16 protein-coding genes and 1 tRNA gene are annotated in these 18,991 nt (G+C 48.8%); 11 read left to right on the forward strand and 6 right to left on the reverse strand.

The features are described 5' to 3' along the window. Both lpxL and tolC read right to left on the reverse strand, forming a co-directional pair. Positions 1 to 930, reverse strand: coding sequence for an LpxL/LpxP family Kdo(2)-lipid IV(A) lauroyl/palmitoleoyl acyltransferase (gene lpxL, locus CWE22_RS00205; RefSeq protein WP_169930962.1), 930 nt, complete (start codon positions 928 to 930; stop codon positions 1 to 3). After that, complete coding sequence (tolC, locus tag CWE22_RS00210; protein WP_169929408.1) at positions 923 to 2,284, reverse strand: outer membrane channel protein TolC; 1,362 nt, start codon at positions 2,282 to 2,284, stop codon at positions 923 to 925. Before tolC ends, lpxL begins: the two co-directional genes overlap by 8 nt. Positions 2,285 to 2,542: 258 nt before the next feature. Between tolC and CWE22_RS00215 the strand changes: the two genes are divergently transcribed. The 8 genes from CWE22_RS00215 to CWE22_RS00250 all read left to right on the forward strand — a co-directional run bounded on the left by CWE22_RS00215 (position 2,543) and on the right by CWE22_RS00250 (position 10,985). Continuing rightward, positions 2,543 to 3,178: an NUDIX domain-containing protein gene (locus CWE22_RS00215; protein WP_244595908.1), complete on the forward strand. Its 636-nt coding sequence runs from the start codon at positions 2,543 to 2,545 to the stop codon at positions 3,176 to 3,178. A gap of 7 nt (positions 3,179 to 3,185) precedes the next feature. Further along, positions 3,186 to 3,626: a DUF1249 domain-containing protein gene (locus CWE22_RS00220; protein WP_169929410.1), complete on the forward strand. Its 441-nt coding sequence runs from the start codon at positions 3,186 to 3,188 to the stop codon at positions 3,624 to 3,626. Positions 3,627 to 3,629: 3 nt separating this feature from the next. Continuing rightward, positions 3,630 to 4,208 carry a YqiA/YcfP family alpha/beta fold hydrolase gene (locus CWE22_RS00225; RefSeq protein ID WP_169929411.1) on the forward strand — a complete coding sequence of 193 codons (579 nt, stop codon included), beginning with the start codon at positions 3,630 to 3,632 and terminating at the stop codon, positions 4,206 to 4,208. A gap of 68 nt (positions 4,209 to 4,276) precedes the next feature. Beyond that, on the forward strand, positions 4,277 to 6,169 hold the full coding sequence (gene parE / locus CWE22_RS00230; RefSeq protein WP_169929412.1) for a DNA topoisomerase IV subunit B: 1,893 nt from the start codon (positions 4,277 to 4,279) through the stop codon (positions 6,167 to 6,169). Positions 6,170 to 6,179: 10 nt separating this feature from the next. Next, positions 6,180 to 8,423, forward strand: a complete 2,244-nt coding sequence (gene parC, locus CWE22_RS00235; protein WP_169929413.1) for a DNA topoisomerase IV subunit A — start codon at positions 6,180 to 6,182, stop codon at positions 8,421 to 8,423. Positions 8,424 to 8,489: 66 nt separating this feature from the next. Continuing rightward, complete coding sequence (locus CWE22_RS00240) at positions 8,490 to 9,227, forward strand: 1-acylglycerol-3-phosphate O-acyltransferase (protein ID WP_169929414.1); 738 nt, start codon at positions 8,490 to 8,492, stop codon at positions 9,225 to 9,227. A 9-nt stretch (positions 9,228 to 9,236) separates the two neighbouring features. Further along, positions 9,237 to 9,602, forward strand: coding sequence for a ribonuclease E inhibitor RraB (gene rraB / locus CWE22_RS00245; protein WP_169929415.1), 366 nt, complete (start codon positions 9,237 to 9,239; stop codon positions 9,600 to 9,602). Between the two features lie 21 nt (positions 9,603 to 9,623). Beyond that, positions 9,624 to 10,985 carry a GntP family permease gene (locus CWE22_RS00250; RefSeq protein ID WP_169929416.1) on the forward strand — a complete coding sequence of 454 codons (1,362 nt, stop codon included), beginning with the start codon at positions 9,624 to 9,626 and terminating at the stop codon, positions 10,983 to 10,985. 34 nt (positions 10,986 to 11,019) lie between these two features. Here CWE22_RS00250 and CWE22_RS00255 read toward each other — a convergent pair whose 3' ends face one another. Genes CWE22_RS00255 through pepA form a run of 3 tightly spaced genes read right to left on the reverse strand, consistent with a single transcriptional unit; the run spans position 11,020 to position 15,855 of the window. Then, positions 11,020 to 13,872 carry a valine--tRNA ligase gene (locus CWE22_RS00255; RefSeq protein ID WP_169929417.1) on the reverse strand — a complete coding sequence of 951 codons (2,853 nt, stop codon included), beginning with the start codon at positions 13,870 to 13,872 and terminating at the stop codon, positions 11,020 to 11,022. 34 nt (positions 13,873 to 13,906) lie between these two features. Continuing rightward, complete coding sequence (locus CWE22_RS00260; protein ID WP_169929418.1) at positions 13,907 to 14,350, reverse strand: DNA polymerase III subunit chi; 444 nt, start codon at positions 14,348 to 14,350, stop codon at positions 13,907 to 13,909. Beyond that, entirely contained in the window at positions 14,350 to 15,855 is a 1,506-nt protein-coding gene (gene pepA, locus CWE22_RS00265; RefSeq protein WP_169929419.1) for a leucyl aminopeptidase, read from the reverse strand. Before pepA ends, CWE22_RS00260 begins: the two co-directional genes overlap by 1 nt. Positions 15,856 to 15,976: 121 nt before the next feature. Here pepA and lptF point away from each other — a divergent pair, with 121 nt between their 5' ends. Together lptF and lptG are read left to right on the forward strand one after the other, a co-directional pair. Beyond that, positions 15,977 to 17,083, forward strand: a complete 1,107-nt coding sequence (gene lptF / locus CWE22_RS00270) for an LPS export ABC transporter permease LptF (protein ID WP_169929420.1) — start codon at positions 15,977 to 15,979, stop codon at positions 17,081 to 17,083. Then, positions 17,083 to 18,150 (forward strand): LPS export ABC transporter permease LptG, encoded by a 1,068-nt coding sequence (gene lptG, locus CWE22_RS00275; RefSeq protein ID WP_169929421.1) that lies wholly within the window; start codon positions 17,083 to 17,085, stop codon positions 18,148 to 18,150. Before lptF ends, lptG begins: the two co-directional genes overlap by 1 nt. A gap of 26 nt (positions 18,151 to 18,176) precedes the next feature. Here lptG and CWE22_RS00280 read toward each other — a convergent pair. After that, a tRNA-Leu gene (locus CWE22_RS00280) sits at positions 18,177 to 18,263 on the reverse strand. Between the two features lie 197 nt (positions 18,264 to 18,460). Here CWE22_RS00280 and CWE22_RS00285 point away from each other — a divergent pair. Next, positions 18,461 to 18,976 (forward strand): RDD family protein, encoded by a 516-nt coding sequence (locus tag CWE22_RS00285; RefSeq protein WP_169929422.1) that lies wholly within the window; start codon positions 18,461 to 18,463, stop codon positions 18,974 to 18,976. The last annotated feature ends 15 nt before the right edge of the window (positions 18,977 to 18,991 follow it).

The following is an 18,991-nucleotide window of genomic DNA, read 5'->3' on the forward strand; positions in this document are numbered from 1 at the left end:
TTAACGCTTATACAGATCGGGATCGTCAGGGTTGGGGCGTGTTTTGAAACGCCGATGCACCCATAAATATTGCTCAGGCTTTTGTTGAATCGCAAACTCTACCATCGCGTTGACGCGACGCACGTCCGCTAATTCATCGTCACTCGGGAATTGCTCGAATTGCGGGTAGAAGGTTACATCGTAGCCCGTTCCGTCATCACGTCGAAAACATGTTGTTGGTACTACTGCACAATTCGCATTACCCGCGAATAACAAAGTTCCTGTGGTTGAGCTCGTTTCTTTTACGTCAAAAAACGGCACGAATACAGTACGTTTGCGACCATAATCCTGGTCCGGCAGGTATCCCGCAATGTCCCCATTGTCTAGGGCTTGAAGCATGCTACGAACGTCTGTACGCGGAATCAAATACTTGTTTGAGCGACCACGTCCACGAGTCTGAAGAAATTCCATGACCGCATTATTGTGGGGGCGATACAATCCGACTGCTGGACGCACGAAACCGTGTAGACGCGCATGAACTTCCAAGCTTAGGAAGTGGAACAACAGCATCAGCACGCCCTTACCTTCCTGTTGTGGCTGTAACAGGTGCTCTACGCCATGCACATGCAGTTTTCGTTTGATTCGCCAATCCGGCCACCACCATGCCATGCCCGTTTCAAAGAAAGCGATGCCAGTATTTTCCATATTGGTTTTGACAAGTTGTTCACGCTCAGCAGCTGACATTTCGGGAAAACTGAGTTCGAGATTACGGCGCGCAATATCGGCTCGACGCGGGACGTAGCGATAAAATAATCGACCTACGCCCCGACCGAGGGCGAGTTGCCAACGATATGGCAACCACGAAATGAGATAAAGACAGGAAACACCGAGCCAAGTTAACCAATAACGAGGGTGGAGAAACTTGGCTTCAAATTTAGGTGTCTCAATTATTTTCATCGGTCAAACTAGCGTTTATGGCAGTTAAATCTTGCTCGCTAATTTGCCCTGAAGATTGCTTCAATGCAAGGGATTGACGGATATAGCCATACCGTGCGGTCGACAAATTACGTCTTGCGTTGAATAAATTACGAGTACTATCAAGTACATCGACAATGGTTCGAGTACCGACTTCGAAGCCAGTTTGTGTCGCTTTCAATGCGCTTTCCGCTGATACGACCGCTTGCTCAAGCGCACGAATGGTTGCAATCGACGCGACTACGTCGTAATACGAACTCCGAACTAAACGCTCGACATCACGGCGAATGAACTCTAACTGTTGGCTGGAAGCCACGTAGTTCTCACGCGCTTGGTCGGTCGCAGCAGAGGTACGGAAACCTGAAAAAATAGGCACTCGAACGGTCACACCAATTTGGCTACTATCTAATCGAGGGGTATCTACGGTGGGTGACCCTTGCGTCTCGGATTCACCATCGCTCGTACCAAATGAGGCAGATAACGATGCTGTTGGTAAGTGACCATTGCGTGCGACATCGATTTGCTGCTCAGCAATTTCTACGGCAACCCGTTGAACCAACAAATCTAAGTTTTTCTCTTCTGCTACTTTGACCCAATTCGTGGCGTCTTGTGGCGATGGGCTTTCTGGGCTGAAGGTCTCAGTGTTCAGTGACGCCAAGTCCTCGTGATAGCGCCCAGTAATCTCGCGCAAGCTTTCTTGAGCAATTTCAACCGCATTTTTCGCTTGAATTTCGCGTGCGACAGCATTATCGAACTGTGCTTGAGCTTCATGAACATCGGTAATGGCTGTCAGACCGACCGAAAAACGTTGTTTCGTTTGTTCGAGCTGACGTTCGATAGCATTTTTCTCTGCGCCTGCAAACTCTAAATCATCTTGTCGTTCTAGCACGGTAAAGTATGCATTGACGACGCGAATCATCAGTTGTTGACGCGCATTTAAATAGGACACTTCAGCTTGGTAGGCGCGCTTTTCAGCAATTTCAGTCTCATCCCAAACATTCATGTTAAACAGGGTTTGTGACAAACTGACGCCGGCGTCCCAACCCCGACTCGTTTGGTCAATGACGAAGACATTGCCGTTTGAATCAAAGTTGGTACGATCGGCTTGGCTGCGGGAGTAGCCGGCTTCAAAGCCAATTTGAGGCCACCAGTCAGCACGGGCAATGTTCACGCCTTTTTGTGCGGCGCGGCGCTCTGCATCAACTCGTTGCAGTGTTGGGTCGTTTTGCAACGCTAATTGGAAAACTTGTGCTAAATCGTCAGCATAGGCCGGCACACTACTGGCGGCAAATGATAAACCGATAAGTACTGACAAAACGTGCTTTTTCATGATCTCAAGGTTCCTGATTTTGTAAGACTGCGTTGTGTTGCACTGTCAACCAACCGAATTGTGAATGTATTTTACATACACTCATGAATGAATACTAGTTTACACCGAACTGGATCAACGTTCAGGTGTTGAGATGCAACAACAAGTGCTCAAGTGTAACTAATTATGTGGCTTGAAGCGCGGTATTTACAATTAGAAATAGTCCGAGACGCGCTCAAGCGAGTATTTAAGACGATCAACAACGACGGGAAGTTTACTGTGCAAAAATTTAATCGAGATGATGTCGATATTATAACACGAGAACCCATTCGCGAGGGCTTTTTAAGTTTGTATCGTTATCGGTTACGACATCGATTGTTTGCGGGTGGTTGGTCGCCCGAATTTGAGCGAGAAATTATGGATCGTGGTCACGCCGTAGTGGTTATTCCATATGATCCGGAGCGTGATTGTTATGTTCTGCTTGAGCAATTTCGAATTGGTGCACTCGATGAGGCAGACCATTATGGCGCAAGCCCGTGGCTGCTTGAATTTGTTGCGGGCATGGTAGATAAGCCAGAGGAAACGCCCGAGGCGGTCGCTGCTCGCGAATTAGATGAGGAAGCGGGCTTAATCGCCAGCCATTTTTACTACGCCCTTACGTATCTCTCTTCACCGGGTGGTTGCACGGAAAAGATTACTATTTTCGTGGCTACGGTGGATAGTTCGCAAGCTTCAAAGCACGGTGGTTTAGTGACTGAGAATGAAGATATCCGTGTTCATGTGCTGCCACGTGCGGAAGTGGATGAGTTATTAGCACATGGAAAAATAAACAATGCGGCCAGCGTCATTGGGCTACAATGGATGCAACTCCACCGGCAACGCCTGTTGCAATGGTGGCAACAAAACAAGGTTTAGTGGTGCTATGACAACAGATGTAAAACGCAAACGATATCAATTTGATTTAGCAGCCCTGCAACGCATGGCGGCGGTCAATTATGCGTTGTTACAAACTATGGTTGAGAACTTAAAGACAGCGACAGCACGCCGGATTAAAGTTGGCCGTCAGTTACATTTCACCATAGAGGTAACCGAAACGGCACCCTATACGACGGAAGTGCGCATCCAACAACAATCGATTACGCAGCAGTTGCCAGGCTTGAAAGAAACGCAGTTGGATGTGCGACTCTATCATGATGCGCAACTTGCGGAAGTTGTGCGCAGTCAAGGTATTGAGCGTTTGCAGCCGGTTTACCCGCAGCCCAATCCCAACATGCATCAGCCAGATGAAAAGCATCAAATGAATCAGTTTTTGAGTGATTGGCTGCAGATGATCAAACGTTCAGGGTTAGCGCAGGAGATTTAATCGTTGTTACTGTATTTACATGGATTTGAAAGTTCACCTGCGTCACAAAAAATAGATGAAACGCGGCAATTCCTGCAAACTCAGCAGGCGACCATTTGCCTCGAGGCACCGCAACAACCCGCGTCAATGGTCGCTATTCGACAGTTGCTTGATCAATATATTGAGCAAGCTAAACCGCCAACCGCAGTCATGGGTAGTTCGTTGGGCGGCTTCTGGACGCATTATGTTGTGAGTCGATTAAAACAACGCGGAGAACAAGTACGTGGCGTATTAATCAATCCGGCGGTGCGTCCGCTGGCTTGGATGCCGCCGGAACCACATCAGCGAGTGCATCCCTATACCAAAGAAGAATATTGGTTGGGACCTCAAGATGCTGACGTTTTAGCGGCAGCTCAGAATGCATTGCGTGATGATGTGGAACTCTTGGTGCTGTTGCAGGCTGGCGATGAAGTTCTCGATGTTCGCCTCGCGCAGGAGCGTTATTCCTCGCAACGAATGATTCTTGAACAAGGTGGTGATCATCGCTTTCAAAACTTCCCTCGATACCTGCCAGCAGTGCTTGAGTTTCTGGGCGTCCTGTAACAGTATATGAGGATTCCTATAACCACGATTCTTGCAACGAGAATTGGCGATAATTAGAAGAACAGCGCATGTCAGATTACAAAGCAGATGCCATAGAGGTTCTCAATGGTCTTGAACCGGTGCGACGTCGGCCGGGCATGTACACCGACACGACTCGTCCCAATCATTTAGGCCAAGAGGTTATCGATAACAGTATCGATGAAGCATTGGCGGGTCATGCTCGTGAATTAACGGTTATTTTGTACCCTGATCAATCACTTGAAGTATTGGATGACGGTCGCGGAATGCCAGTCGACGTGCATGCGGAAGAGGGCGTGCCTGGGGTCGAACTGATCATGACCAAGTTGCACGCCGGTGGTAAGTTCTCCAATAAGAACTACAAATTTTCTGGCGGTTTGCACGGGGTAGGTATTTCCGTGGTAAACGCGTTATCCACTCGCGTCGAAGTTACCGTAAAACGTGACGGTAACGTTTACGAAATGGCCTTTGAAAATGGCGATAAGGTCAGCGAACTCACCATTACCGGTACAGTCGGTAAACGCAATACCGGTACTGGTTTGCGTTTTTGGCCTGACCCAAAGTACTTTGACTCGCCAAAATTTTCGGTTTTAAAACTCACGCATTTGTTACGCGCCAAAGCTGTATTATGCCCAGGTTTGCGTATCACCTTTGATAATCAAGTCGATAACACCGAACAGTCATGGTACTACGAAGATGGCTTACGGGATTATTTGGTCGAAGCAGTCGCTGAATTGCCGACCATGCCAGAAGAGCCATTTATTGGTGCTTCCAGTGGCAATGAAGAAGCTGTCGACTGGGCGGTAACCTGGCTGCCTGAAGGCGGTGAAGGGGTGATGGAAAGTTACGTCAACCTAATCCCAACTCCGCAAGGCGGAACGCACGTCAACGGTCTTCGCCAAGGCTTGTTGGATGCCATGCGGGAATTCTGTGAATTTAGAAACTTGTTGCCGCGAGGAGTTCGACTCACGCCTGAGGATATTTGGGATCGGTGCAGCTTTATTCTGTCGGTCAAAATGCAGGATCCACAGTTTGCTGGGCAAACCAAAGAGCGCTTATCGTCGCGGCAGTGCTCAGCTTTTGTTTCTGGAGTGGTTAAAGACGCCTTCAGCCTGTGGCTGAATGAACATACTGATCTGGCGGAACAACTTGCGGACTTGTGTATCAACAACGCACAACGACGCATGAAAGCCAGTAAGAAAGTCGTGCGTAAGAAAGTCACCCAAGGCCCACCCTTGCCCGGTAAGTTGACCGACTGTGCTAGCCAAGACATTAATCGGAGCGAATTGTTCTTGGTGGAAGGGGATTCCGCGGGGGGGTCAGCCAAACAAGCACGCGACCGCGATTTTCAGGCGGTCATGCCACTGCGCGGTAAAATTTTAAATACGTGGGAGGTCGACTCTGATCAAATTCTCGGCTCTCAAGAGATTCACGATATCTCGGTAGCTATTGGCGTCGATCCGAACTCCGACGACTTGCAAAATCTTCGCTATGGCAAGGTCTGTATCTTAGCCGATGCCGATAGCGATGGATTACACATTGCGACGCTGTTGTGTGCATTATTCATGCGTCACTTCCGTCCCCTAGTGGACCATGGCCATGTCTATGTCGCAATGCCGCCTCTCTACCGAATTGACGTCGGTAAAGAAGTGTTTTATGCCCTCGATGAAGATGAGATGCAGGGAACGCTCGACCGAATTGAAGCAGAGAAACGCAAGGGCAAAGTCAATGTTCAGCGGTTTAAAGGATTGGGCGAGATGAATCCGTTACAACTGCGAGAGACGACGATGGATCCAAATACCCGTCGACTGGTCCGACTCACTATTGATGAAATCGAAACCACGGAAGAATTGATGGATATGTTATTGGCGAAAAAGCGTGCTCACGATCGCAAAGATTGGTTGGAAAGCAAAGGCAACTTAGTCGATTTGGCAGAGTTATAAGGAGAGCAGTATGTCGATGGATACCCTAGATAATATAGAAACACTGCCCCTTCGCCGATTTACCGAAGATGCATATTTAAATTATTCAATGTACGTGATTATGGACCGAGCGTTACCGCATATTGGTGATGGCTTGAAGCCTGTGCAACGCCGAATCATCTACGCGATGTCGGAACTGGGCCTGTCTGCGCTCGCAAAATATAAGAAATCAGCTCGGACCGTTGGTGACGTCTTAGGTAAGTTCCATCCACATGGCGACAGTGCTTGTTATGAAGCTATGGTGCTGATGGCGCAACCTTTCTCCTATCGCTATCCACTCGTTGATGGTCAAGGGAACTGGGGTTCGCCAGACGATCCCAAGTCGTTTGCCGCGATGCGTTATACCGAAGCTCGATTGTCGCGCTTCAGTGAGGTGCTACTCAGCGAGCTTGGTCAGGGTACCGTCGATTGGACGCCGAACTTTGACGGCACCATGAAAGAGCCACGGATGTTACCAGCGCGCTTACCGCACATTTTATTGAATGGTGTGACCGGTATTGCGGTTGGTATGGCCACAGATATTCCACCACACAACGCCCGCGAAGTTGCGCAAGCCTGCGCGATGCTGTTGGAAAAGCCGAGTGCTGGGTTGCCGGAGGTCATGGAACATTTGCATGGGCCTGATTATCCAACGGACGCGGAAATCATCACGCCGCGTGACGAAATCATCAAAATTTATGAGTCCGGTCGTGGTTCCATTCGGATGCGCGCCAAGTATGTAATGGAAGATGGCGAGGTTGTTGTGACCGCGCTCCCTCATCAAGCATCTGGCGCTAAAGTACTTGAGCAAATTGCTGCGCAAATGCAGGCGAAAAAGCTACCTATGGTCACTGATTTACGCGATGAATCAGACCATGAAAATCCAACTCGATTAGTCATTGTCCCGCGCTCGAACCGGGTGGATATTGAACAAATGATGGCGCATTTGTTTGCGACGACTGATTTGGAAAAGAACTATCGGGTTAATTTGAATATGTTGGGTCTTGATGGCCGCCCGCAAGTCAAACCGATACTGGCTGTCCTCAAGGAATGGTTAGAGTTTCGGCAAATCACTGTGACGCGGCGTTTACAGCATCGACTCGATAAAGTACTCGCGCGGTTACATATTCTCGAAGGTCTATTGGTTGCTTACCTGAACCTCGATGAGGTCATTGCAATTATTCGCTATGAAGACGAGCCAAAAGCTGAATTGATGAAGCGCTTCGGTCTTACCGAATTGCAAGCCGAGGCTATTCTTGAGTTGAAATTACGCCATTTAGCCAAGCTGGAAGAAATGAAGCTGAAAGGTGAGCAGGACGAGCTTGAGCAGGAGCGCCAACAATTAGAGCTGGTATTGGGCTCAGATCGTCGATTGAAAACGATGATCAGAAAAGAGGTTTTGGCGGATGCCGAGAAATATGGTGATGATCGTCGGTCACCGTTAGTCGAACGACAAGAAGCGAAAGCATTGAGTGAGCGTGACCTGACGCCCGCCGAAGCGGTGACAGTGGTGCTATCAGCAAAAGGCTGGGTACGCGCTGCTAAAGGACATGATGTCGATGGCACGACTCTCGCTTATAAATCTGGGGACAACTTCCTCAGCTCTGCGCAGGGTAAGAGTAATCAACAGGTTGTATTCCTTGATAGCTCCGGCCGCAGTTTCTCTTGTGAGGCACACTTACTGCCGTCCGCTCGCACACAGGGCGAGCCGTTAACAGGTCGATTTAGTTTGGTCGCAGGGGAAACGGTCGATCAGGTCATGATGGCAAAAGATGACCAGCGTTACCTGATGGCTTCTGATGCTGGTTATGGCTTCGTCTGTAAGTTTAGCGACTTAGTGAGTCGGAATAAGAATGGTAAGGCGGTTCTGAACTTGCCAACTGGAGCGAAAATTTTGCCACCGCAGCCCGTTCAAGATACCGCATCGGAACTCCTGGTCTGTGTATCCAACGAAGGCCGAATGTTGATTTTCCCACTGGCTGACTTACCTGAGTTGTCGAAAGGAAAGGGCAATAAAATGATGAGTATTCCAACGCTGCGAGCACAGTCGCGCGAGGAATATGTGGTTGCAACAGCAGTAGTACAGCCCGATACCGCGATCACGTTGTTAGCAGGCAAACGCAAATTAACGCTGAAGCCAGCTGATCTTGAACACTATCGAGGCGAGCGTGGACGTCGGGGTAATAAACTACCACGCGGGTTGCAGCGGGTAGATGGAATATTAGTTGAACAGTAAGACTGATCGGACGTTTTTCGCGGACGAACACGGTATACTACCGGGCATGAAATAGAAGGAGAATTCATGCTCGCAGTTATACGAATCATTTTACTCGGTATTTTTATTATCATTTTTAGCACGTTAGGCATTTTGATGTGCCTAGTGCGGCCTTTCCATCCGGAAAATACTCGAGTTGCAGCATATTGGTATGGCAGCATGCATAAGTTGCTGGGTCTGCGGCTTGATATTCGAATTCCCGATCATCTCGACCATGGTGATAAGCAACATGGTGGTCCGTATGTCTACATTGCCAACCACCAGAATACCTGGGACATCTTCACACTGGCTCATGTGATGCCGCACAATACAGTGAGTATTGGTAAAAAGAGTTTGAAGTGGATCCCCTTTTTCGGGCAACTGTATTGGTTAGCTGGCAACATCCTCATCGATCGCAAAAACACAGGTCGCGCTCGCGGCACCATCGAACAAGCTGCAGAAGCTATCCGACAACGTAATATCTCGATATTGCTCTTTCCAGAGGGTACGCGTAGCAATGGCCGTGGCTTGCTGCCGTTTAAAACGGGTGCATTTCGTACCGCCATTCAGGCAAAAGTTGCACTCGTGCCTATCTGCGTGTCTAATCTGCATGGACGGATTCGATTAAACCGTTGGAATAATGGAACACTGATTATTGAGTACCTGCAACCGATTTCTACGGCAGAGTATGGTGATGAATCAGTGCGAGCTTTAGTGGCACAATGCCATCAAATTATGCAAACCAAAATTAGTGAGTTAGATCACGAATTGGCTCGTTCGCAATAAGGAAACATTATGGCTGTCGATATCGTCGCACTTCGTGCCCAAAGCGAAGAAACCATTGAGTCATTGCTCGCCGATGGCGCTCCAGAAGACGAGCTCTATGTTATTGAGCATCACTTAGCGAGTACTGATTTCAGTAAGTTAGAAAAAGCAGCGGTGGAATTGGTTAAAGCTGGCTACCATGTTGATGACGCGGATGAATATGAGTTGGATGATCATTCTCGGCTGTTTGCTTTTGTTGCAGTGAGCGAAGTGCAATTGGATGCCAAGATTCTAGATATGCAAACCGTCGAAGTCGCAAAAATCGCTGACTTAGCGGGTGTGGACTATGATGGCTGGGGCACCTATTTCGGTGAAACGGACGACGAAGAAGAATAAACTCTCGACAGGGGACATTCCATGATTGGAAATATCGGTCTCGTAGTAGGGCTGGCGCTCCTTATCCTGTTAGCGCTACGCGGTATAAATATTCTTTTAGCCGTATTGATTTCCATCCTAGTGATTGGGTTAACCAACGCTATTCCCATTACGGATATCTTCCTTAAGCATTTTCCCTTTGGCCCGTCTGGGGCATTCAGTTTTGCTGGAAACTTCCTCTTATTATTCCTGTGTGGTGCTGTATTCGGACGAGTCATGGCTGCTAGCCACGCGGCTCAAGGCGTAGCGATGGGCATCACCAAGCGCCTCGGAGTGCAGCGGACACTATTGATTGCAATGCTCGTGTGCGCGTTGCTGACTTACGGCGGTGTTGTTGTATTTGTCGTGATGTTTACCATGTACCCCATTGGGGTGACCTTAATGCGCCAAGCGAATATTCCGCGGCGTCTCTATGCTGCCGCTATTGCGTTAGGAGCTGGAACATTCACGATGACGGCGCTGCCTGGCACGCCGTCCATTCATAACGTTATTGCGGCCCGCAATTTGGGTACAGACCTCTTTGCCGGTGGCTGGTATGGCCTACTCGCTGCAGCAGTGATGGCAGGTATTGGGATGTGGTATTTGCAGTCTCAATGGCGCAAAGCGCAAGCTAATGGCGAGAACTATGTTACGCATGCAAAAGATGAGCAAATGGCGGCTTTGGCCCCAAGACCCGATCAGCAACTGCCATCATTATTTGCGTCTGTGCTCCCGATTGTCGTTGTTCTTCTGATGATTATGTTGCCTCGTGTGCTGCAGTTGGCAGGTCTGAGTGCTGACTGGATTAGTTTTGCGAATACGCAGCCAGTGCTTTGGTCCAGTTTCGCACTGCTGTGCGGGGTGGCGAGTTGTTTTGTTCTGTTTGCGCCTGCGCGGCAAGCATTCTGGGCTACCGCAGGTCAGGGCGTGGATGATGCTTTGTTGCCTTTGATTAATACAGCTGCGGTAATCGGATTCGGTGGCGTCGTGATTCAGACCGCAGGGTTTCATCAGTTTGCGACTTGGTTGGTTGAATTGCCAGTGCCACCTCTGCTATCGGTGTTCTTCAGTGCCAATTTGATCTCGGGTATCACCGCATCTGCTTCTGGTGGATTACAAATCTTCATGTCGAGTCTTGCGCCGGTTTATTTAGAGGCGGGTGTGAGCGCGGAGATTTTACATCGGGTGGCAAATATTGCAGCCGGAGGTTTGGATTCACTTCCGCACTCGGGTGCCGTGATTGCGTTGTTTACATTGATGGGATTAACACACAAGGAAGCGTACAAAGACATCTTTGTCGTAACTGTGTTGATCCCAATTATTGCAGCATTGGTGGTGGTAGCGGCAGCGATGGCATTTGCCTAACTACCGCACCAGTGACCAAACTCAAATAGCGTCACTAGAGTGACGCTATTTTTTCACGCTGTTGACGCAACTGAGCCAGAGTTTCCTCGGCGTCTTGCTGTTTCGCACGTTCTTTGTCGATAACATCAGCCGGCGCCTTGCTCACAAAGTTTTCATTACTCAGTTTACGTTGCACCAGAGCGACATCTTTTTCGGCTTTGTCGATGGCTTTATCGAGTCGAGCGAGTTCCGCTTGCGTATCAATTAAACCGGCCATTGGAATATGGATTTCCATACGACCCACTAAGGCGGTTGCGCTAGCTGGCGCTTCTTCGGCCGTACCAATAAATGTGACTGATTCGAGTTTGGCTAAAGCACTAAAGAATGTCATGTTCTGTTCAATGCGTTCGCGCCCCTTCGAGTCTGCTTGACTAATCAAGACAGGCAGCGGTTTACTCGGCGATAAGTTCATTTCGCCACGGATATTTCGAATAGCCACAATAACTTGCTTCAGCCATTCCATATCATCACGAGCGTTTGCATAGGTTTCCGCTTCTACTTGCGGATACGGTTGGAGCATGACAGTTTCGCCTTGCACTCCTGCCAAAGGCGCGACACGTTGCCATATCGCTTCGGTGATAAATGGTAATAATGGATGGAGTAAACGCTGTAACCTTTCCAGCACCGTCACTAAGGTGTGTCGGGTACCACGCATCTGCGCCTCAGAACCATGCTGCAACACCGGCTTCGTCAACTCCAAATACCAGTCACAGAATTGATTCCAAGTAAACTCATAGGCAATGGCTGCTGCTTGGTCAAAGCGGTAGTTATCGAGTGCTTGACGGAACTGCTGAACAGTGTCGTTAAACCGCTCTAGGATCCATTGGTCAGCGAGAGATAGCTCTAAGGCGCCACCCGATTGACCACAGTCATGCTCTTCTGTGTTGAGTAACACATAGCGACTGGCGTTCCAGAGCTTATTACAGAAGTTCCGATAGCCCTCAAGGCGCTTCATATCCCAGTTAATGTCACGACCCGTTGACGCGAGAGCTGCCAGTGTAAAACGCAAAGCATCAGTGCCGTGAGCAGTAATACCGTCTGGGAATTGCTTTTCTGTCCGCTTCGCTATTTTTTCTTCGAGCTGCGGCTGCATCATATTTGCGGTGCGTTTTGCTACTAGACTCGGTAAATCAATGCCATCAATCATATCCAGTGGGTCTAATACATTCCCTTTGGATTTCGACATTTTTTGACCTTCTTCATCTCGGATCAGGCCAGTCACGTAGACAGTTTTGAAAGGCACTTGTGGTTGACCATTCTCATCTTTCAGGAAGTGCATGGTCATCATGATCATCCGCGCAACCCAGAAGAAAATGATATCAAAACCGGTTACCAGTACGTCTGTGGGGTGAAAGGTTTTGAGGTCATCAGTCGACTCTGGCCAACCTAGCGTTGAAAAAGTCCACAACGCTGATGAGAACCAGGTATCGAGGACATCATTATCTTGATGCAAGATAACATCATCAGCGAGAGCATGAGACTGGCGCACTTCTGCTTCATCTCGGCCCACATATACATTCCCTTGATTGTCATACCAGGCTGGAATTCGGTGTCCCCACCACAACTGACGAGAAATACACCAATCCTGAATGTCACGCATCCAGGCAAAATACATATTCTCGTATTGTTTGGGTACGAATTGAATTTGTCCGTCTTCGACTGCTTTGGTAGCTACCTCAGCCATAGGGCCAACACGCACATACCATTGGTCGGTCAGGTGGGGCTCGATAGGAACACCGCCGCGATCACCGTAAGGTACTTTATTGGTGTGTGTTTCTACTTTGTCCAGTAGACCCAATGCGTCGAAATCAGCAACCACTTGTTTACGTGCAACAAAGCGATCTAACCCTTGGTAGGTGATTGGCAGTGTACCGTCGAAATCACCAATAGTATCGAGCGCTTCGCCCGTTGGCGTGTACAGGCCAGCTTTGACACGAACTTGCGCGATATCGTCGAAAATCGCAATCATTGCGAGTTGATGACGCTTACCAATTTCATAGTCATTGAAGTCATGAGCGGGTGTAATTTTGACACAACCCGTCCCAAATTCTTGGTCGACATAACTATCTGCAACTATTGGAATGCGCCGATTCACCAACGGAAGCTCGATAAATTTACCAACCAGCGCAGTATAACGTTCATCGTCAGGATGTACCGCTACACAAACGTCGCCAAGCATGGTTTCAGGACGAGTGGTCGCAACGACCAAGTAATCTTGACCGCTTGCAGTTTTCGCGCCGTCTGCGAGAGGATAGCGTAAGTGCCAAATGTGGCCTTGTTGCTCTTTATTCTCGACTTCCAAGTCAGAGATGGCTGTTTGTAATTTAGGATCCCAGTTGACCAACCGTTTACCACGATAAATCAAATTCTCTTGGTAGAGTCGAACGAAAACTTCTTTCACCGCGTTGGATAAACCATCGTCCATGGTGAAACGCTCACGATCCCAGTCAACAGAGTCACCTAAACGGCGCATTTGTTGAGTGATGGTGCCGCCTGATTGCGCTTTCCATTCCCAAATTTTTTCAATAAATGTGTCGCGACCAAGCTCCTGACGCGTCACGCCTTGCGCAGCCAGTTGGCGTTCGACCACCATCTGTGTGGCGATACCGGCGTGGTCGGAACCAACTTGCCAGAGCGCATTATAGCCATCCATGCGCTTATAGCGAGTCAGTGTATCCATAATGGTGTGCTGGAACGCATGGCCCATATGCAAACTACCGGTTACATTGGGCGGCGGAATCATAATGCAGTAACTGTCACCGGTACCACTTGGCTTGAAATAGCCAGCCGCTTCCCACTGTTGATACAATTTTTGCTCGAGTGCTTCAGGAGCGTAGGTCTTATCCATAGAAACTTTCACCACGTTCTATTGAGTGTTGAGTTTAGGTCTGCTCAGCAGCAGGCTGAGTCGAGAGTTCTATTTGTTGGACACGATATGCTTTGTAGCGTTCCCGCGCTTGTTGGCGTTCAGCTTCAGCAGTAGGAACCCGATCGATGATGAGTCGAGCTCCTGCTGTCGGTGCAATGTCATCCATAAAATTAACGACCGCTGCCACACGTCGCTGCGGCATAGCGGCCTCAGGCCAGCATAATTCTACCGGAGCACCTTGCGGCGGACCTTCGCCAAACAAATTGTGAGGTACGAAAGCATCAGCGGGTTGTTGCCACAAGGCTTCATCCAATTGCTCCGCTTGTTGCTGGCTTGCACAAAATACGCGCACACTGCGAAACTCCCTCCAACGTTCAGTAATCTGTCGGCAGAAGAATTGTAGCTGTTGGTTCTCATCGAGACCATCGAGCACGTAAAAGATTGCGCGCGATTTCATTAGTCGTGCGTACCTGTTTGAGTTTTATTAAGCAGATACTGCGTCAACATCGGAACCGGCCGTCCAGTCGAGCCTTTTTTCGCGCCACTGCGCCATGCTGTACCAGCAACATCGATGTGCGCCCAGTTATATTTCTTGGTGAACTTCGCTAAAAAACAACCAGCGGTAATAGCACCAGCTTCGCGACCACCTAAATTTGAGAAGTCAGCGAAAGGGCTTTCCAGTTGCTCGTTATACTCATCCCACAACGGGAGTCGCCAAGCGCGATCACCGCTTTGTTCTGACGCGTTCAGTAATTCATGTGCTAACGGATTGTGCGAGCTCATTAAACCGCTCGCATGCGCTCCCAGCGCAATCACACAAGCCCCAGTTAATGTTGCTACATCGATGACAGCTTCAGGCTCATAGCGCTCGACAAACGTCAGGGTGTCACACAGAACCAAACGGCCTTCAGCATCAGTATTTAACACCTCAACGGTCTGACCGCTCATGGTGGTAATGATATCACCGGGACGGTAGGCTTTACCGTCAGGCATGTTTTCACAGCCCGCAATGGCTCCGATCACATTGATCGGTAGTTTTAACTCAGCCAAGGCTTGCATGGCACCGAGGACGCCAGCAGCCCCCCCCATGTCATATTTCATTTCATCCATATTAGCGGCTGGCTTAATCGAGATGCCACCACTGTCAAAGGTCAATCCTTTACCAACCAACACAATGGGCGCTTGATCGCTGGAAGCCCCTTGATAATGGATAAGGGACAATACAGCCTCGTGCTCGGAACCTCGACTAACGGCCAAATAAGCATTCATGCCCAGTTCTGCCATTTCTTGTTCGGTTACAGCACTGAAACTCATGTTTTCATATTGCTCAGTCAATGTTTTGGCTTTCTCTGCAAGATAGCTTGGGGTGCAGATATTCGGCGGCATGTTGGCTACGTCGCGGCATAAAGTAACACCTTTAGCTACAGCCAACCCATGGCTAATAGCTTTTTCGCCCAGTGAGAGCTCACGGCGCGTCTGCACATTAAAAACAAGCTTCCGGAGGGGCCGGCGTGGTTCTTCTTTACGCGACTTCAATTGGTTGAATGTATATAAACCACCTTGAGCTGCTTCTACCGCTTGTCTAATCTTCCAATAGGTATCACGGCCTTTGACATGCAATTCACTGAGGAAGCATACTGCCTCCATTGAACCCGTTTCGTTCAATGTGTGGATGGTTTTTTCAATAATTTGTTTATACTGTCTTTCATCCAGTTCGCGTTCTTTACCGCAACCGACAAGTAAGACACGCTCACTCAATATATTCGGTACGTGATGGAGAAGAAGTGTTTGTCCGGCTTTGCCCTCAAGGTCGCCTCGGCGCAGTAAATTGCTCAGGTAACCATCGCTGACTTTATCGAGTTGTTCGGCGACTCCAGAGAGGCGACGCGGTTCAAAGACACCAACGACGATACAGGCTGAACGCTGTTTCTCCGGACTTCCACTTTTGACATTGAACTCCATGAGTGCTCCTGTTAGGCGGTTGACAGGGTTTAGCTGCCAAGGAATAATTCTTGTGAAAACGACAAGTTTACTTAAAAATCGCGGTATTTCCAGCAAAAAGCAAAGTTAAGAGTGGTCACCAGTGCGTATATTTCGCTATTTGATGCGAGAAACATTTAAATCTCAGATCGCCGTAATGGTGGTATTGCTGACCATTTTTGTGAGTCAAAAATTTGTTCGCGTGCTGGCAGACGCCTCAGCGGGCGAAATACCCAGTGAATTGGTCATTCAATTGTTGGGTCTTAATTTACCTGCTTTGACCGCTCTCATACTTCCTCTTAGCTTATTTTTAGGTATTTTGCTCGCGCATGGTCGCATTTATGCCGACAACGAAATGACCGTTTTACACGCTTGTGGTGTGAGCGAATGGTATGTGACGCGAGTTACTCTAGCCGTTGCTTTAATTTTGAGTATTGTGACTGCTTCGTTGACCTTATGGATGGTACCTTGGAGTTTAGAGCAGGAACGTCTGGTTGAAGAACGGGCGCGATCCGATACTGGCTTGAGTGTCATTATGCCGGGCCGTTTCCAGCAGGCGAGCAACCAGAAAGCCGTGATATTTGTTGAAGGACTGACTGAGCAAGGTCAGCTCGATCAAGTATTTGTGGCGCAATCCATTCGTGATGAGGACAACACCGTCGTTGGCGGTAGCGTCGTCATGGCTGATCGAGGAGATGTCGTATTGAATCCTGCCGGCGCCCAGACATTGGTTCTCGAAAACGGGATGCGCTATGCCACCGAAGATCAAGCAGCTGAATATCAAGTCATGCAGTTTGATAGCTATCAACTGCAGATTAAGGAACAAGAAGGCACGGAATATACGCGCAAGCTGGAAGCTTACACAACCAGCGAACTGTGGGCTGAAGATGATCCTGAAGCTGCTGCTGAATGGCAATGGCGCCTTGCGATTCCACTTGCGATGCCGTTGCTTACTTTGATTGCGGTACCGCTCAGTCGGGTGAATCCACGGCAAGGTAAATTCGCACGGATGGCACCAGCATTATTGATCTACCTCGGTTACTTCCTGCTGCTCATGGCGGCACGCTCGGCGGTCGCTGATGGTGTGATTCCACCGATCGTCGGACTCTGGTGGATTCATGTACTGCTATTGTTGTTTGGACTTATTTTGATTGGTAAAGGGCGACCTTTCGGCCTTCGCTTTTTAGCGCGTTTGCGAGGGAGCCACTGATGTTTTCAATTTTAGAGCGATATATCGCTTTGACTGTATTGCGCACCTCATTGTTGAGTCTAGCGGTACTTGCGGGATTATCTGGGCTGATTCGCTTTGTCGAGCAACTGCGGTCGGTAGGCAAAGGCACCTATAGCGTCGCCGATGCTGGATTGTTTGTGTTGTACAGCATTCCTCGTGATATTGAAGTTTTCTTTCCGATGGCCGCGTTATTGGGCGGATTAATTGGTATGGGAATGCTGGCGAGTAATTCGGAATTGGTCGTCATGATCGCAGCTGGACGGTCGCGTTTGAATATTATTAATGCGGTGATGAAAGCAGCAGTTGTAATGATGCTGGTGGTTATGGCTTTGGGGGAGTTTGTAGCACCTGAACTGGAATCTCAAGGTCGCGAATTAAGAGCAAGAGCCATTTCTGGTGGGAGTCTGATCTCAGCACAACAGGGCATCTGGGCCCGTGATGGCAATCATTTTGTCAATATTGGTGAGGTCGAGAATACGGGTCGCTTGCGTGATATTACCATTTACCGTTTTGACGAAAGTCGGAATCTTGACTCGGTGATACAAGGACGAACAGCAGTCTACACAGGTGAGCAATGGCGCCTATCACAAGTGATTTTGACCGAACATCGAGCGGAACGTATCAATCGGTCAAGCTTTGGTCAGTGGATTTGGGATTCCTCGCTCACACCAGACAAACTCGGTGTAGTGACGGTTAAACCAGAGTCACTCTCGATTCGTGGCTTAACCGATTACCTCGATTATTTAGAGAGTAACCGGCAAGCAGCAGAACGTTATGAACTTGCGCTCTGGCGTAAGCTTTTAGCTCCAGTGACCGTGGCGGTGATGTTGTTGGTTGCGCTATCGTTTATTTTTGGCCCGTTGCGTTCAACCACTATGGGTGCGCGAATTCTGCTTGGTGTGGTGACAGGTTTTGGCTTTCATGTGAGTAACGAGATTTTTGGTCCGCTGGCGCAAGTCTATCAATTACCACCTATTCTCGGCGCAATGTTGCCAAGCGCTTTATTTGCTGGTGCTGCGTTATGGGTATTACAGAAACATCGCTAGACAAGCGTAAAACTGAACGTATGAGATGGTGCCGAAGGGGGGACTTGAACCCCCACGCTGTTACCAGCGGCGGATTTTGAATCCGCTGCGTCTACCAATTCCGCCACTTCGGCAAAAAGATTGGAATCAATTGGTGAAGCGCATTATACGCATGCTCATTTGCCGATCAAGAAAAATTAAATGTCTGCGAACTGTTTGCTTATTTCGTGAGCGTTTTGTCTATTGTTTCGGGAAGTTTAATGTGATTTGCAGACATCGTGATGAGCATTTCGGTACACTATAACTCTCTGATTTAAACAAGTGACTGCCTATGACAACCAATTCTTCGACTGCATCCGTTCATGCAGGCTTCCCGAGCGCAGGGTTCTGGCGACGAGTTGCCTCGTGGATCTATGATCTTTTGGTCGCTGTTGCCATCATCATGCTGGCCAGTGCTCTAGCTCTTGGATTTGCCGCATTATTAACCACTTTTGGTTGGATCACACTCGGCGAGGGAGAGGACCATGCTGCTTGGCTGAACCGTTCGCCACTCTTTGGTATGTATATTGTAGTGATGTTGGCGTTATTTTTTGGTTGGTTTTGGTGGCGCAGTGGGCAAACACTTGGCATGCGTGCTTGGCGGCTCAAAGTTCAACAGCGCAACGGTCAACGACTTACTAAAAAGCAGACATTGGTACGACTGCTCACTTCCGGCTTTGGGCTCGGTAACTTATGGGTGCTGGTCGATAGGAAGAATCGTAGGGCTTGGCATGATTATGCCGCAGGTACTGAGCTGGTAGTTCTGTCGAAGGAAGCGAACCAACTCTATTACTGGCGAGAGCTATAAATATCTTGCGTTTAT

The sequence above is a fragment of the Pseudidiomarina aestuarii genome (assembly GCF_003987355.1).
Taxonomy (GTDB): Bacteria; Pseudomonadota; Gammaproteobacteria; order Enterobacterales; family Alteromonadaceae; genus Pseudidiomarina; species Pseudidiomarina aestuarii.